Source organism: Mangrovibrevibacter kandeliae (assembly GCF_024519155.1).
Taxonomy (GTDB): Bacteria; Pseudomonadota; Alphaproteobacteria; order Rhizobiales; family Rhizobiaceae; genus Mangrovibrevibacter; species Mangrovibrevibacter kandeliae.
In genome coordinates this window covers 195,167-210,222 of the sequence record NZ_JANIFJ010000005.1, presented here as the reverse complement: position 1 = coordinate 210,222, position 15,056 = coordinate 195,167, and the positions used below count along the sequence as shown (strand labels likewise).

General features: G+C 70.1%; 11 protein-coding genes. 3 read left to right on the top strand and 8 right to left on the bottom strand.

Going from position 1 to position 15,056, the window contains the following annotated elements; genetic code table 11:
* Positions 1–11 precede the first annotated feature (11 nt).
* Positions 12–2,084 (bottom strand): NAD(+) synthase, encoded by a 2,073-nt coding sequence (locus tag NPA30_RS14565; protein ID WP_256803611.1) that lies wholly within the window; start codon positions 2,082–2,084, stop codon positions 12–14.
* Positions 2,085–2,299: 215 nt separating this feature from the next.
* Between NPA30_RS14565 and NPA30_RS14560 the strand changes: the two genes are divergently transcribed.
* Genes NPA30_RS14560 through NPA30_RS14550 form a run of 3 tightly spaced genes read left to right on the top strand, consistent with a single transcriptional unit; the run spans position 2,300 to position 6,395 of the window.
* On the top strand, positions 2,300–2,752 hold the full coding sequence (locus NPA30_RS14560; protein WP_256803610.1) for a (2Fe-2S)-binding protein: 453 nt from the start codon (positions 2,300–2,302) through the stop codon (positions 2,750–2,752).
* A gap of 11 nt (positions 2,753–2,763) precedes the next feature.
* Positions 2,764–5,073, top strand: coding sequence for a xanthine dehydrogenase family protein molybdopterin-binding subunit (locus NPA30_RS14555; RefSeq protein ID WP_256803462.1), 2,310 nt, complete (start codon positions 2,764–2,766; stop codon positions 5,071–5,073).
* An 8-nt stretch (positions 5,074–5,081) separates the two neighbouring features.
* Positions 5,082–6,395, top strand: coding sequence for a c-type cytochrome (locus NPA30_RS14550; protein ID WP_256803461.1), 1,314 nt, complete (start codon positions 5,082–5,084; stop codon positions 6,393–6,395).
* A 75-nt stretch (positions 6,396–6,470) separates the two neighbouring features.
* Here the strand turns inward: NPA30_RS14550 and NPA30_RS14545 are convergent, their stop codons facing one another.
* From NPA30_RS14545 to NPA30_RS14515, 7 genes are all read right to left on the bottom strand, one after another.
* On the bottom strand, positions 6,471–7,718 hold the full coding sequence (locus NPA30_RS14545; RefSeq protein ID WP_256803460.1) for an Hsp70 family protein: 1,248 nt from the start codon (positions 7,716–7,718) through the stop codon (positions 6,471–6,473).
* A 122-nt stretch (positions 7,719–7,840) separates the two neighbouring features.
* Positions 7,841–9,478, bottom strand: coding sequence for a PQQ-dependent sugar dehydrogenase (locus NPA30_RS14540; RefSeq protein WP_256803459.1), 1,638 nt, complete (start codon positions 9,476–9,478; stop codon positions 7,841–7,843).
* A complete protein-coding gene (locus NPA30_RS14535) occupies positions 9,471–9,926 on the bottom strand; it encodes a DUF2231 domain-containing protein (RefSeq protein ID WP_256803458.1) in 456 nt (151 codons plus the stop codon). Before NPA30_RS14535 ends, NPA30_RS14540 begins: the two co-directional genes overlap by 8 nt.
* A gap of 109 nt (positions 9,927–10,035) precedes the next feature.
* Positions 10,036–11,148: an NAD(P)/FAD-dependent oxidoreductase gene (locus NPA30_RS14530; protein WP_256803457.1), complete on the bottom strand. Its 1,113-nt coding sequence runs from the start codon at positions 11,146–11,148 to the stop codon at positions 10,036–10,038.
* A 186-nt stretch (positions 11,149–11,334) separates the two neighbouring features.
* On the bottom strand, positions 11,335–12,819 hold the full coding sequence (gene glpK, locus NPA30_RS14525) for a glycerol kinase GlpK (RefSeq protein ID WP_256803456.1): 1,485 nt from the start codon (positions 12,817–12,819) through the stop codon (positions 11,335–11,337).
* A 94-nt stretch (positions 12,820–12,913) separates the two neighbouring features.
* Positions 12,914–13,942: a trans-3-hydroxy-L-proline dehydratase gene (locus NPA30_RS14520; protein ID WP_256803455.1), complete on the bottom strand. Its 1,029-nt coding sequence runs from the start codon at positions 13,940–13,942 to the stop codon at positions 12,914–12,916.
* Positions 13,943–13,946: 4 nt separating this feature from the next.
* Positions 13,947–15,053, bottom strand: a complete 1,107-nt coding sequence (locus tag NPA30_RS14515; protein ID WP_256803454.1) for a cis-3-hydroxy-L-proline dehydratase — start codon at positions 15,051–15,053, stop codon at positions 13,947–13,949.
* Between the last annotated feature and the right edge of the window lie 3 nt (positions 15,054–15,056).

Genomic DNA, 15,056 nt, shown 5'->3' with positions numbered 1-15,056 from the left:
TCGTGGTTGTCTCAGGTGGTGGTGTGCGGAACGTTGCGGTTCAGCTCGTCGATCCAGGTCCGCGCCGTACCGTCCGAAGGGGCCCGCCAGTCGCCGCGCGGCGACAGGCTGCCGCCGGGCGAGACCTTCGGACCGTTCGGCAGCGCGGACCGCTTGAACTGGCTGATCTCGAAGAAGCGGAAGAGGAATCGCTCCAGCCAGTGCCGGATCGTCGCGAGGTCGTAGGCGTGCCGGGCCGACTCCGGCAGGCCCGCCGGCCACTGGCCCTCGCCGGTGTCCCGCCAGGCATGCCAGGCGAGGAAGGCGACCTTCGACGGTGGCAGGCCGTAGCGCAGGACGTGGAACAGGAAGAAGTCGTTCAGCTCGTAGGGGCCGATCTTGGCCTCGGTGCTCTGGATCGCGCCGCTCGCGTCGGCCGGCACGAGCTCCGGCGAGATCTCCGTGGCGAGGATGGCGGTGAGGATCTCGCCGGCGGCGGCGTCGAACTGGCCGCTCGAGACGCACCAGCGGATCAGGTACTGGATCAGCGTCTTCGGCACGCCGGTGTTGACCGCGTAGTGGCTCATCTGGTCGCCGACGCCATAGGTGCACCAGCCGAGCGCCAGCTCTGACAGGTCGCCGGTGCCGACCACGAAGCCGCGCCGCTGGTTGGCGAGGCGGAACAGATAGTCGGTCCTGAGGCCCGCCTGGACGTTCTCGAAGGTGACGTCGTAGACCGGCTCGCCCTCGGCGAAGGGATGGCCCATGTCGGCGAGCAGCTGGCGGGCGGCCGGTCGGATGTCGATCTCCTCGCCGGTGACGCCGAGCGCGCGCATCAGCGCCCAGGCGTTGGCCTTCGTTTCGCTGCCGGTGGCAAAGCCCGGCATCGTGAAGCCGAGCACCGCCGAGCGCGGCACGCCAAGGCGATCGCAGGCCTTCGCGGCGACGATCAGCGCGTGGGTCGAGTCGAGCCCGCCTGACACGCCGATCACCATGTGCTCGCTCTTCGTCGCCTCGAAGCGCTTGGCGAGGCCGGCAACCTGGATGTTGAAGGCCTCGTAGCAGTCCTGATCGAGATGCTCGCGCGAATTGGGGACGAAGGGGAAGCGCCGCACCGGTCGGCGCAGGCCGACGTCCCGGCCGTGCGGCCGGTGCTCGAAGCGCACGCGCCGGAAGCGCGTCTCCGGGTGGCCGGCCAGCGCCGCGGCGTCGTTGAAGGTCGGCGTGCGCATGCGCTCCAGCCGGATGCGCTGCGTGTCGATGTCGGCGACTGCGAGCTGCGGTTCGGTCAGAAAGCGCTCCGACTGCACGAGGAGGTCGCCGATCTCGTGAATCGAGCCCTGACCGTCCCAGGCGAGGTCGGTGGTGCTCTCGCCGCTGCCGGCGGCCGAATAGACATAGGCGGCTGTGCAGCGCATCGCCTGCGAGGCCGACAGCAGCGCCCGGTCGACCGCCTTGCCGACGGTGATGTTGGAGGCCGACAGGTTGGTGAGGATCAGGGCACCGGCGAGGGCGCCGAGGGTCGAGGGCGGGGCCGGGGCCCAGTAATCCTCGCAGATCTCGACATGGAAGAGGAAGCCGTCGAGGTCGCTCGCCTCGAACAGGAGGTCGGGGCCGAAGGGCGCGGTCTGTCCGGCGAGCCGGATGTCCAGCCCGGCGAGGCCGGCGCCCGAGGCGAACCAGCGCTTCTCGTAGTATTCCCGGTAGTTCGGCAGGAAGCTCTTCGGCACGACGCCGAGGATCCGGCCCTGTGCGATCGCGACGGCACAGTTGTAGATGCGGCCCTCGCGGCGGATCGGCGCGCCGACGAGCAGGACCGGGTGCAAGGCTGCCGTCTCATCGGCGATCTGCGCGAGCGCCGCCTCCGTCGCGGCAAGGAGCGCGTCCTGCAGATGCAGGTCGTCGAGCGCATAGCCGGAGACGTTGAGCTCCGGGTAGACGAGAAGGTCGACGTCCGCCTCCGACGCCTGCCGTGCGAGCGCGATCGTCCGCTCCGCGTTGGCGGAGGGGTCGCCGACCGCCGCGACTGGCGTCGCCACCGCCGCGCGCACGAAGCCGTGGCGATGGATCGAGAAGAAGCCGCCGCCTGCGTCGTCCTTGCCCATGGTGGCTGCCGCTGTGCTCAAACCCTGTCTCCGCTGCGCCTCTGGCCGAAGGATGATCCGCCGCCCTGCGACTTCAAGCCGCGACGGCTCGGTGATGTGTCGGCGCCCCTTGTGAATCGTCTTAGAACGACTTGAAACTGGGGGCCGAACCGATACCTCCTTACGAGCGCGTCGCCAACGGCGATCCGCACCTCCTCGACGACATGGTGAGCGGCATGATCGAACTCAACGTCAACGGCAAGACGCGGGCGGTCGACGTGCCCGACGACATGCCGCTTCTCTGGGTGCTGCGCGACGTCGTCGGTCTCACCGGCACCAAGTTCGGCTGCGGCATCGCGCAATGCGGCGCCTGCACGGTGCATGTCGATGGCCAGCCCGTCCGCTCCTGCGTGATGCCCGTCGCCGCCGTCGCCGGCCGGCCGGTCACCACGGTCGAGGCGGTGGGCGAGAGCGAGGCCGGCCGGAAGGTCCAGGCCGCGTGGCTCGACCTCGAGGTGGTCCAGTGCGGCTACTGCCAGTCCGGCCAGATCATGTCGGCCGCCGCGCTCCTGGCCCGCACGCCCAAGCCGAGCGACGACGACATCGACAGCGCCATGTCCGGCAACATCTGCCGCTGTGGCACCTATCCCCGCATCCGCGCCGCCATCAAGGCGGCGGCAGAGGCTTGAGGAGCGCTCCGATGACCGACCGCAGCTCCCCCGCCTATGCCCGCCTCGATCGCGGCGGCCCGTCGCGCCGCGGCGTCCTGCGCGGCGGCCTCGTCCTCGGTTTCGCGGTCCTCGCCGGGCCGAAGCTCGCCTTCGCCGAAGGCGAGGAGCCGAGCGTTCAGGCGGCCGATGCTGCCAACAAGACCGGCGATGCCTTCAAGGGCTTTGCGCCCGGCGGCTTCATCCGCATCGCGCCGGACAATTCCATCACGCTCATCGCGCCGAACGTCGAGATGGGGCAGGGGATCTATACGACGCAGGCGATGCTGCTCGCCGAGGAGCTCGACGTCGGGCTCGATCAGGTGACCGTCATTCCGGCGCCGCCCAACGAAGACCTCTACAGCCAGCCGATCCTGAAGGGACAGGTCACCGGCGGCTCCACCTCGGTGCGTGCGACCTACGGGCCCCTGCGGCAGGCGGGTGCGGCGGCGCGTCAGATGCTGATCGCGGCGGCGGCCGGGCAGCTCCAGGTGCCGGCATCCGAGCTGCGCGCCGAGCGCGGCGCCGTCATCCACGACGGCAGCGGCCGACGGCTCGCCTACGGCGTCCTCGTCGACGATGCGCAGCGTCAGCCGGTGCCGAAGGACGTGCCGCTGAAGGACCCGAAGGACTGGGTGCTGCTTGGCACGCCGGCCAAGCGCGTCGACACGCCCCAGAAGGTCAACGGCCAGGCGATCTACGGCATCGACGTGCGGATCCCTGACATGAAGATCGCGACGGTCGCGATCTCGCCGGTCCTCGGCGGCAAGCTTTCCGCCGTCGACGACACGCGGGCGCGTCAGCTGCCGGGCGTCGTCGACGTCCTGAAGCTCGACAATGCCGTTGCCGTCGTCGGTGATCACTACTGGGCTGCGAAGACGGGCCTCGAGGCGCTGGACCTCACCTGGGCGCCCGGCGACAACGCCAAGATGTCGAGCCGCGATCTCACCGACGCGCTGGCCGAGGCCTCGAAGAACGGCAAGCCGGTGCTGGGCAAGGAAACCGGCGACGCGACGAGTGCGCTGGCCGGGGCGGCCAAGCGCGTCGAGGCGACCTATCAGCTGCCCTTCCTCGCCCATGCGGCGATGGAGCCGATGAACGCCTGCATCCACGTGTCGGACGCGGGATGCGACATCTGGATCGGCACGCAGGTGCCGGTTGCGACGCGCGACATCGCCGCCAAGGCGCTGAACCTCCCGAAGGAGAAGGTGCGGGTGCACAACCACCTGATCGGCGGCGGCTTCGGCCGGCGGCTGACCGCCGACGTGGTGATCCAGGGTGTCGCGCTTGCCCGCCAGGTGCGCTACCCGCTGAAGATCGTCTGGAGCCGCGAGACCGACATCCGGCACGATCTCTTCCGCCCCGCCTATTATGACCGCGTCTCGGCCGGTCTCGACGCGGACGGCAAGCCTGTCGCCTTCGTCGATCACGTGACCGGCGCCTCGGTGCTCGGCAGCTACCTGCCGACCGGCTATCCCGAGGGCAAGCTCGATTCGGACGCGGTCGAGGGCGCCGCGGAGACGCCCTACGCCTTCCCGAACACGCTGGTCGACTGGGTGCGCAAGGATGCGCCGCTGCCCGTGTCCTGGTGGCGGGGGGTCGGCCCCACCCACAACGTCTTCGTCGTCGAGAGCTTCATGGACGAGCTTGCCGCTGCCGCCGGGAAGGATCCGCTCGACTATCGGCTCGCGCTCCTCGACGACAATCCTCGCGCCGCCGGCGTCCTCAAGCTCGCCGCGGAGAAGTCCGGCTGGGGACGGCAGCTCCCGGCACGGCACGGACGGGGCATCTCGCTGCACGATTCCTTCGGCAGCCACGTCGCGACGGTGCTCGAGGTCGAGGTGACCGAGCCGGGCGAAGTGCGGATGAAGAAGGTGACGGTCGCGGTCGACTGCGGCATCGCGCTGAACCCCGACACGGTCGTCGCGCAGATCGAGGGCGGCATGGTCTTCGGACTGTCGGCCGCGCTCTACAACGGCATCACCTTCGCCGACGGGCAGGTGGTGGAGAGCAACTTCCACGACTACCGCCAGCTGCGGATGAACGAGGTCCCGCCGATCGAGGTGCATCTCGTCGAAAGTACCGAGCAGCCGGGCGGCATGGGCGAGTGCGCGACCGTCTCGGCGGCACCGGCGCTCGGCAACGCCATCGCCGCGGCGGTCGGCGTCCGGCTGCGCACGCTGCCCTTCGGCCGCACCGGCATCGCGCCCAAGGCGGGCGGCGCCGACGTCTCCGAAGAGCATCCCGCCGGGCCCGCCCGCTGGGATGCCGCCGATGCAAGCCGCCGCCAAGCCAGTCTGTGAGTTGAAGCATGAAACGTGTGGGTCTGGCGGTTCTCGCCGTCGTCGTCGTGGCAGCCGTCGCGGCGGCGCTGTTCTTCTTCCTGCCCGCCTCGCTGCCGGACGTGCCGGAGCGCACCGTCGCCGAGCGTCAGGACCCGGCTCTCGTTGAGCGTGGCCGCTACCTGACGCAGGCCGGCGACTGCATCGCCTGCCACCAGGCGCCGGGCGGGGAGCCCTATGCCGGCGGCCTCGCCTTCGACCTGCCCTTCGGCACCATCTATTCGAGCAACATCACGCCCGATCCCGACACCGGCATCGGCAACTGGACGGATGCCGAGTTCGTCCGGGCGATGCGGCAGGGCGTGAACAAGGCCGGCCAGAACCTCTATCCGGCCTTCCCGTACACCGCCTACGCCCAGATGAGCACCGAGGACATCCTCGCCATCAAGTCGTACCTGTTCACGCTGGCGCCGGTGAAGGCCGAGCAGGAGCCAAACAAGCTCGACTTCCCCTATGACCAGCGCTGGGCGGTGCGGGCCTGGAACCTCCTCTACCTGCCGGACGGCGCGATGAAGCCGCAGCCGCAGCAGTCGGGCGAATGGAACCGCGGCGCCTATCTGGTCGAGGCCTTCGGCCATTGCGGCGAATGCCATACACCGCGCAACAGCTTCTTTGCGCTCGACAAGGACCAGAAGTTCGCCGGCAGCGTGCAGCAGGGCTGGAAAGCCTACAACATCACCTCCGACGAGACCTCCGGCATCGGGGCCTGGTCGGTGGACGAGCTCACGGATTACCTCGCGACGGGTCACTCGGACGGCCATGGCACGGCCGCCGGCAGCATGGCCGAAGCGGTGTCGTTCAGCCTGCGGCACATGAGCCGCGAGGATCTTCATGCGATGGCGGTCTACCTGAAGTCGGTGCCGCCGCAGGCCTCGGAGGTCGACGCGAAGGTCGATCCGCACCCGCCGGGCCTCGATGGTGCGACGCGCTACTCGCCGCCGCCGGGCGAGCTCGGCGAGAACGAGGCTCTCGGCCTGCGGGTCTTCCAGGGTGCCTGCGCCAGCTGTCACGGCTGGGAGGGGAGCGGCGTGCAGTCGGTGTTCGCCGGGTTGCGCGGCGCCCAGACGGTCAATGATCCGGCCGCGATCAACCTTCTGCAGGTGATCCTCAAGGGCGGCCGGCTGGAAACCGAGCACGGGGTCGAGACGATGCCGTCCTTCGCCGCCTATTCCGACAGCGAGATTGCGGCCGTCGCGAGCTACGTGCTCGGCCATTTCGGCGGCAAGCAGGTGCAGATCTCCGCGGCGGACGTCGCCAAGGCGCGGCAGCCGGCGGTCCAGTGAACACAGCGCAGGTGGCGCGGGCGGGACGCGTCGCCTGCGCTGCGGAGTAACGCGAACGCCAGGGGTGCGGGATCGTCAGCCGAAGCGCCGGGACGCATCGATGGCAAGGCCGAGGCCGACCGAGCCGAAGGCATCCGACTGGGCGATCCGGGCATGGCCGAAGCGCCGCGTCGCGGCCGCCCGCACGGCCGGAACCTGCGCGCCACCACCGGTGAGGATCACCGTCTCTACCTCTCCGGCGTCGACGCCGGCGGCCACCAGAGCCTCGCCGACCGCCGCGTCGATGCGCCCGACAAGGTCGGCGGCAGCCGCGTCGAACTCGGCTCGGGTCACCGGCACCCTCATCGACAGGCCCGGCTCCTCCAGGCCGATGACGGTGTCCTCGATGTCGGTCAGCGCGATCTTGGCGGCCTCCGAGGCGCCGGCGAGGCGGTGGCCGGAGCGATGCGCCAGGACGTGCTCGTAGCGCATCAGCTTCTGGGGCTCGGCTGCCTCCTTGCGCAGTTCCTCCACCTCGCGCCGGACCTTCGGCGTGTAGAGGAGGTTGACCCGATGCCAGGTCGCCACGTCGTTGAAATACCAGTTCGGCATGATCCGTTTGCCGTCGGCGGTGCGGGTGCCCATGCCGAGCTCGGGCATCACGCGGGCGATGGTGAGCGCCCGGTCGAAGTCCGTGCCGCCGACATGGACGCCCGTCGAGGCGAGGATGTCGCCGAGCCGATCGGGCCGTCGCGCCCGCTCCGGCGAGAGGCGCACCACCGAGAAGTCCGACGTGCCGCCGCCGATGTCGACGACCAGCGCGAGCTGCTCGGCATCGACCTGCTGCTCGTAGTACAGCGCGGCGGCCACCGGCTCGAACTGGAACTCGATGTGGCGGAACCCCTGGGACCGCGCGGCCGCTTCGAGCTGGTCCTGCGCCGTGCGGTCCGCCGCCGCGTCATCGTCGACGAAGTGCACCGGGCGTCCGAGCGTCACTGCGTCGGCATCCTCGGGAAGCTTCTCGCGGAGGTTCTTCAGGAAGCGGCCGATCAGGTCGGTGAAGCTCATGCGCTCGCGCCCGACCAGCGTCGTCTCGCGCATCAGGCTGGTGCCGAGGATCGACTTCAGGGCACGCATGAAACGCCCTTCGGCGCCGTCGACATATTCGGCGATGGCGGCGCGGCCGAGATAGGTGTGGCCGTCCTCGAGACTGAAGAACAGCGCCGAGGGGATCGTCAGGCTCTCGCCCTCGACCGGCAGGAGGGTTGGCGTGCCACCGGGCACACAAAGGCCGAGCGTCGAGTTGGTCGTGCCGAAGTCGAGGCCAGGGAAGGGTGTCGGCATGGCGGATCCTCCAAAACGAAAGCGCCCGGCGGAGCCGGGCGCTGCTGTTCGAGAGGCTGCCTCTTACCCGATGCGGGCGACGCCGGGAAGAGATGCCGGATCGTCCCGGCGCCGACGCGCAGTCACTGGTTCGTGGTGCCCGGCACGTTCTCGCCCGGCAGGGTCGCCGGCGCGATCTGCGTTTGCGACGGCGCGGACGAGGAGCCGTCCGCCGCGGGAGCCGGCTGCTGCCCGGTCACCTGCTCGTCGAAGGATGCGGCCGGCGCGCCCGATGTGCTGCCGCCGCCCGCCGATGTGGTGGGTGCGCCACCGGCCGCCGCCGCCGTATCGCCGCCCGCGGCGGTGCCGCCGGCTGCTGCCGGTGCCGCGCTCGTCGAGAGACCGACGCGGTCGCTGCCGATCGGCTGCGGCGTCACCGAGCCGTCGGACGAAGCGACACGCCAAACCGTGTTGCCGGCATCGTCCGCGACGAGCAGCGCCCCGGTGCCATCGATGCCGACTCCGACCGGCCGGCCATGCGCCTGGTCGCCGTCGATGAAGCCGGTCACGACATCCTGTACCGTGCCCGCCGGCTGGCCGTTCTGGAACGGCACATAGGCGACCTTGTAACCGTTGAAGACGTTGCGGTTCCACGAGCCGTGTTCGCCGATGAAGGCGCCATGCGCGAAGGCGTCCGGCAGGGCCGAGCCGTCCGAGAAGGTGAGGCCGAGCGCGGCCACATGGCTGGACAGCGCATAGTCGGCCGGGATCGCCTTCTCGACCATGTCCGGGCGCTGCGGATGTACGCGTTCGTCCACGTGGTTGCCGTAGTAGCTCCACGGCCAGCCGTAAAACGCGCCGTCCTTCACCGACGTCATGTAGTCCGGCACGAGGTTCGGGCCGAGCTCGTCGCGCTCGTTGACGACCGCCCACAGCGCTCCCGACTCCGGGTTGAAGGTCAGGCCGTTCGGGTTGCGCAGGCCCGAGGCATAGACGCGTGCGGCGCCCGTCTTGCGATCGACCTGCCAGATCGCGGCACGGCCCTTCTCGGCCTCCAGCCCGTTCTCGGTGATGTTCGAGTTCGACCCGACCGAGACATACAGCGTCTGCCCGTCGGGACTGAGCGCCAGGTCCTTCGTCCAGTGATGGTCGATCGGACCGCCCGGCAGCGGGGTCAGCACCTTCGGCTGTGCGGTGATCTCGGTCTGGCCGAGCTCGTACGGGTAGGCGAGGATCGCGTCGGTCGCGGCGACATAGAGGGTGTTGTCCACCCACGCGACGCCGAAGGGCGAGTTCAGACCGGTCAGCAGGTCATGGCGCTCGTCCACCGTGCCATCGCGGTTGGTGTCGCGCAGCAGCGTCACGATGTTGCTCGGCTTCGGCGTGCCGCCACTGTTGCCGTGCGCAAGCGACATGATCCAGCCGCGGATCATGTCCTTCGGCCGCGACAGCGGCTCAGCCGCAGGTCCGCGCGACTGCACGACGAGAACGTCGCCATTGGGCAGCGTGTGGACGGTGCGCGGGTTGGCGAGATCCTTGGCGTAGGCCGTGATGGTCAGTCCATCGGGCACCTTCGGCGTCTGGCCGTCCTGCCAGCCGATCACCTCGGCGACCTTCATGTCCGGCCAGAGCGACTGGTTCGGCTCGGGCAGCGCCGGGTCGGCGCCGATCTGGGTCGAGACATCGAAGTCATCGCTGTCGCTGCAGCCGGCGAGCGCGAGGAGGACAAGCGCACTGCCGGCGAGCGCCGCGACGCGGAAGGAGTGGGTGCGGTCAGTCATCGAGGCGTCCTCCGGCGTTCGGGAAGCGATAGGTGCGGGGCGGTGCCAGGAAGACCGTGATGAGGATGGCGACGAAGGTGACGGCCGAGGTGATCAGCCCGTTCGGCACGACCGCGGTCCAGCCGTCGCCGGAGTGGACGAAGCTGTTGAGGATGCCGAGTGCCAGGACGACCAGGTAGGCGATGGTCTGGAGGAGCGGCGGGCGAACGGCAACGGCAGAGGCCCGGAACAGGTCGACGATGCCCAGCAGCACTGCGACGGCACCGACGACGAGTCCGGCGAAAAGCAGCCACTCCGAGAAGTTCTGCCACATCAGGTTTGCGGTCTGCCAGTAGGCGATGTCGGTCGCGAAGGCCAGCGTGAAGCAGACGAGGGGGAACGGTACGAAGGGCGCGCGAACGGGATGCCCGACATAGGGGACGGCGGGCGTGTAGGAAACAGATGTCATAGAATACTCGGTCGGGACTCGAGGGACGTCTCCCTTCGTAATCGCTGCCGATGGCCCTGGTTCCAGCCGCGCGGTTCCGCCGCGCCGATCCCTGTGGCCCGCTCGCCGCTCAGGCGGCTCGCGCAGGTCGTGCCGCGGCCCACTCGGCCAGATCCCCGGCCGCCGTCTCGCCCGCGATCGCGCGCGCGACGCCTTCACCGATAAGGGGCCCGAGCTTGAAGCCGTGGCCGGAGCAGGCGCTCTGGATGTAGCCGGCGCGGCCGAGCGGGCGGACGACGAAGCGCTCGTCGTCGGTGACGGTGTAGTAGCAGATCTTCCGCTCGAGGATCCGATAGGCGTCGAAGTCGCGGAAGGCGAGACGGGCGGCATCGAAGAGCTGGCCCAGGTCCTCCTCTATCGCCACCCGGTCGTCGTCCGGATCGCCGATGCGGGTGAAGAGGTGGTCGCCGATCTTCAACCGCGTGCCCGGCCGCGGCGGCAGCGCGTAGGTGCCGCTCGCCGCGCCGATGTCGAGGATCACCGGCGCATCGCGCCAGGCATCGGCGAGCGCCGGCGGCGGTGCGAGGAACAGTACGGCCTGGCGTGACGGCGTGGCGAGTGCCCGCAGCGCGGGGACCAGCCGCTCGGCCCAGGCTCCCGCCGCGACCACCACGACGTCGCCGGACCGCACGCCGCCGTCGACGCTGACGGTGCCCGCATCGAGGTCGACGGCCGTGACCTTGGTATTTGCGTGGAAGACGACGCCGAGGCTCGCCAGGTGCACCGAAAGGTCGATGAGGATGCGGATCGGGAAGAGCACCCCCGCGCCTTCGCAGACGAAGGCGGCGGAGACACCCTCGGTGCTCAGCATCGGGTAGGATTCGGCGAGGGTCTCCACCTGGACCGCCCGGTACGGAACATTCAGCGAGTCCAGGCTCGCCTGGCTCGAGGCGAACCACGCGTCGCGCTCGCGCTGCAGGACGAGCAGCGGCAGCGGGTCGAAATGCCGCGCGCCGATATCGGCAAAGAGCCGGTCCCAGAGGGCGAAGGCGTGCGGCATCAGCTCGGCATAGCCGGTCGATCCGTAGACGTGCCGGGTGATGCGGTGCTCGTCGTAGGAGGAGGCGCGCGGGTTCGGCACCGGCCCCTGCTCGAAGACCTCGACGGCATAGCCGCGGCGGGCGAGCGCCCAGGCGGTGGAGAGGCCGGCGATTCCGGCGCCGACGATCAGGACTCTGGGCATGTCCGGCATGTGGATCCTCGTCAGGAGAGGCTCGAAGGTCAGGCGACAGGCGCCGCCGATTCGGCGGCGGCATCCCGCATCAGCCAACCCTGCCGCAGCCGCCAGTCCGGGTCGAGACCGGGAAAGCGCTTCAGCGAGAGCATCGAGATCCTAGCGAAGGAGCAATCCGCGGTCGCCCGGGCACTCTCACCCCCGCGTCCGGCGCACCGCGTCGGCCCAGCCGGCGAGTTTCTGCTCGCGCGTCGCCTCGTCCATGTCAGGCGTGAAGCGGCGCTGCAGCCGCCAGGCGGCGGCAAAGCCCGCCATGTCCGGCCACACGCCCGCCTTCTGCCCGGCGATCCAAGCGGCGCCCAGCGCCGTCGTCTCCAGCACCACCGGCCGATCCACCGGCGCGTCGAGGAGGTCGGCGAGGCGCTGCATCGTCCAGTCCGAGGCCACCATGCCGCCATCGACCCGAAGCACGGTGTCGGTCGCGGCCGGCCAGTCGCGCTTCATCGCGCCGAGAAGATCGGCGGTCTGGAAGCAGACGGCTTCCAGCGCGGCGCGGGCGAACTCCTTCGGGCCGGTGCGGCGGGTGAGGCCGTAGATCGCGCCGCGTGCACCCGCGTCCCACCAGGGCGCACCGAGCCCGGTGAAGGCGGGGACCATGTAGACCGCCTGCGCCTCGTCCGCGGCGTCGGCGAGCGGCCCGGTCTCCTCGGCCCGCGACACGAGGCCGAGCCCGTCGCGCAGCCATTGCACGGCGGCGCCGGCGACGAAGATCGAGCCCTCCAGCGCATAGGTCGTCTTGCCGGCGAGCCGATAGGCGACGGTCGTGAGCAGCCGGTTCTTCGAGGCGACGCGGTCGCTGCCGGTGTTGAGCACGGCAAAGCAGCCGGTGCCGTAGGTCGACTTCAGCATGCCAGGCTCGAAGCAGGCCTGGCCGAGGGTCGCGGCGTGCTGGTCGCCGGCCATGCCGAGGATCGGGATCGCCGCGCCGAACAGCGACGGCTCGGTGCGTCCGAAGTCGGCGTCGCAGTCGCGCACCTCCGGCAGCAGCGCGGCGGGGATGTCGAGAAGGCGCAGGAGGTCTGTGTCCCACTCGTTCGTCGCGATGTCGAACATCATGGTCCGCGCCGCATTGCTGGCGTCGGTGGCGTGGACGCGGCCGCCGGTGAGACGCCAGAGCAGGAACGTGTCGATCGTGCCGAAGGCGAGCCGGCCGGTTTCGGCCTTCGCCCGCGCGCCCTCGACAGTGGCGAGCAGCCAGGCGAGCTTGGTGCCGGAGAAGTAGGGATCGATCAGCAGCCCCGTCTTCTCCGCCACCATCGCGCCGGCCCCGTCGGCCTCCAGTCGCCGGCAGAACTCCGCGCTGCGCCGGTCCTGCCAGACGATGGCGTTGTGGATCGCCTTGCCCGTCTCGCGGTCCCAGACCACCGTCGTCTCGCGCTGGTTGGTGATGCCGAGCGCGGCGATGTCGCCGGCCGAAAGCCCGGCATTGGCGAGCGCGGTGCGCACGGTCTCCATGACCGTCCGCCAGATGTCCTCCGGATCGTGCTCCACCCAGCCGGACTGCGGAAACTGCTGGCGGAACTCCTGCTGGCCGAGGCCGACGACGCGGAACCCGTCGTCGAAGACGATGGCGCGCGTCGATGTGGTTCCCTGGTCGATGGCCAAGACGTAGCCCGGCATGCCGTTCCTCCCTCGTGTCGCCGCGCGACGTGGCTTCGGCGCGCGCTTCCCGTCCGCCGCGACGTGGCATCACGGCTCCTCCAGGACGATCGCGCTAGAGACTAGGCCAGGTGTCGGACAGGTGATAGCCGCCCGGCCAGGGGTCAGCGGGGTCGAGCATCAGCTGACTGGTGCCGGTGATCCAGCCCCGGCCGGAGATCGTCGGCACGATGGCGGACCGGCCGGCGAGGGTCGTGGCAGCCTCGATCCGGCACTCGAAGTGCGAGCCGAGGATCGAGCGCCCGACAAAGCCGTCGCCGACGGCGAGTTCACCCCGCGCATGCAGCACCGCCATGCGCGCCGAACAGCCGGTGCCGGTCGGCGAGCGGTCGAGCTTGCCGGGCCGGATCGCCACCGTGTTGAGGCCGGTGAGGATGCCGTGCTCGCGCGTCACCGGCGCGGTGAACTGGCAGAAGGAGATGTGGTCCCAGTCGGGGTTCTCGGGATGGCGGAAGCCGAGCTGCTCGTTCGCGGCGCGGGTGAGCGCCATGCCCATGGCGGCGAGATCGCGCGCCTCGTCCGGCCGGATGGCGAAGCCGAGGCGCGCGGCGTCGACGAGGACGAAGCTGTCGCCGCCATAGGCGGTGTCGACGGCATGCGTGCCGACGCCTTCCACCTCTATCGTGGCACCCAGCCGGTCGGCGAAGGACGGCACGTTGCGGACGGTGATCCGCTCGGCCTTGCCGTTGCGGCAAGCGGCGCGGATTTCGACCACGCCGCCCGGCGCCTCGAGCAGGAAGCGCGTCTCCGGTTCGACCATCGGCACGAGGCCGGTGTCGAGCAGCACGGTCGCAACGCAGATCGAGTTCGAGCCGGACATCGGCGGCGTGTCGGCGGGCTCCATGATGATGAAGCCGAAGGCGGCGCTCGGGTCCTTCGGCGGAACCATGAGGTTCACGTGCCGGAAGACGCCGCCGCGGGGCTCGTTGAGGACGAAGTTCCGCAGCGTCTCGTCACGAGCGATGAAGCGCGACTGCTCCCACAGGGTGGCGCCCGGCGGCGGCGCGACCCCGCCGACGATCACGTCGCCGACCTCGCCCTCGGCATGGCAGCCGACGACGTGGATGACCTTCGCCGCGCGCATCGCCTCAGCCGCCGATCGTCAGCACGGGGCTGCCAAGGACGTCGAAGCGCGGCGTCACGCCGAGCCCCGGCGCGTCCGAGGCAGTCATGAAGCCATCGACGCGGGCGGGCGCGCCCTCGGCGATCGAGACGGTGCCGTAGCTGTTGAAGTCGGTCGCCGAGAAGCAGAACTCGGCCGGCGTCGACTGGGCGAGATGGGCGATCGCGGCAGTGACGATGTCGCCGCCCCAGGTGTCCTCGATCGTCATCGCGATGCCCGCGGACACGCAGAGGTCGCGCATCAGCCGCGCCTTGGTCAGGCCGCCGACCTTGGAGATCTTCAGGTTGACGATGTCCATCGCGTCCTCGGCGATGGCGCGTGACAGGGTGGCGACGCCGTCGATGACCTCGTCGAGCACGAAGGGGCGGGCGGTCCGCCGTCGGATCGAGACGCACTCCTCGTAGCTCGGGCAGGGCTGCTCGATGTAAACGTCGAGGTCCTCGACCGCCGCGACCACCCGAGCGGCCTCGGCCTTGGTCCAGCCGGTGTTGGCGTCGGCGACGAGGACGTCGCCGGGCGAGAGGATCGCGCGGGTGGCACGGATGCGGGCGATGTCGTCGTCGGCATCGCCGCCGACCTTCAGCTGGAACTTGGCGTAGCCCTCGGCGCGGTAGCCGGCGATGTTGTCCGCCATCTCGTCGGCGCTGCGCTGGCTGATCGCCCGGTAGAGCGCGACCCGCTCCTGCGCCCGGCCGCCGAGCAGCTTCCAGACCGGCAGGCCGGCGACCTTGCCGAGAATGTCCCAGCAGGCGATGTCGATCGGCGCCTTGACGTAGGGGTGCCCCCGCAGCGCCGCGTCCATCGCCCGGTTCAGCGTGCCGAGTTCGGTCGGATCGAGCCCGATCAGCTTCGGCCCGAGCTCGGCGAGCCCGGCGCGCACGCCCGCCGCATAGGCCGGCAGATACGCCGAGCCCAGTGGACAGCATTCGGCATAGCCGGTGATGCCGGCGTCGGTCTCGACCGCGACGACGGTCGAATCGAAGACCTCGACGAAGTTGCCGTTCGACCAGGAATAGCGGCCTTCCCGGAGCGGCAGGTCGACTTGGTAGGCGCGGATGGCGGTGATCTTCATGCT

What these genes read in the sequence shown, in the direction of transcription:
- NPA30_RS14565 (WP_256803611.1), bottom strand. Translation starts at nt 2,084, where the DNA reads ATGGGCAAGGACGACGCAGGCGGCGGCTTCTTCTCGATCCATCGCCAC.
- NPA30_RS14560 (WP_256803610.1), top strand. Translation starts at nt 2,300, where the DNA reads ATGATCGAACTCAACGTCAACGGCAAGACGCGGGCGGTCGACGTGCCC.
- NPA30_RS14555 (WP_256803462.1), top strand. Translation starts at nt 2,764, where the DNA reads ATGACCGACCGCAGCTCCCCCGCCTATGCCCGCCTCGATCGCGGCGGC.
- NPA30_RS14550 (WP_256803461.1), top strand. Translation starts at nt 5,082, where the DNA reads ATGAAACGTGTGGGTCTGGCGGTTCTCGCCGTCGTCGTCGTGGCAGCC.
- NPA30_RS14545 (WP_256803460.1), bottom strand. Translation starts at nt 7,718, where the DNA reads ATGCCGACACCCTTCCCTGGCCTCGACTTCGGCACGACCAACTCGACG.
- NPA30_RS14540 (WP_256803459.1), bottom strand. Translation starts at nt 9,478, where the DNA reads ATGACTGACCGCACCCACTCCTTCCGCGTCGCGGCGCTCGCCGGCAGT.
- NPA30_RS14535 (WP_256803458.1), bottom strand. Translation starts at nt 9,926, where the DNA reads ATGACATCTGTTTCCTACACGCCCGCCGTCCCCTATGTCGGGCATCCC.
- NPA30_RS14530 (WP_256803457.1), bottom strand. Translation starts at nt 11,148, where the DNA reads ATGCCCAGAGTCCTGATCGTCGGCGCCGGAATCGCCGGCCTCTCCACC.
- glpK (WP_256803456.1), bottom strand. Translation starts at nt 12,819, where the DNA reads ATGCCGGGCTACGTCTTGGCCATCGACCAGGGAACCACATCGACGCGC.
- NPA30_RS14520 (WP_256803455.1), bottom strand. Translation starts at nt 13,942, where the DNA reads ATGCGCGCGGCGAAGGTCATCCACGTCGTCGGCTGCCATGCCGAGGGC.
- NPA30_RS14515 (WP_256803454.1), bottom strand. Translation starts at nt 15,053, where the DNA reads ATGAAGATCACCGCCATCCGCGCCTACCAAGTCGACCTGCCGCTCCGG.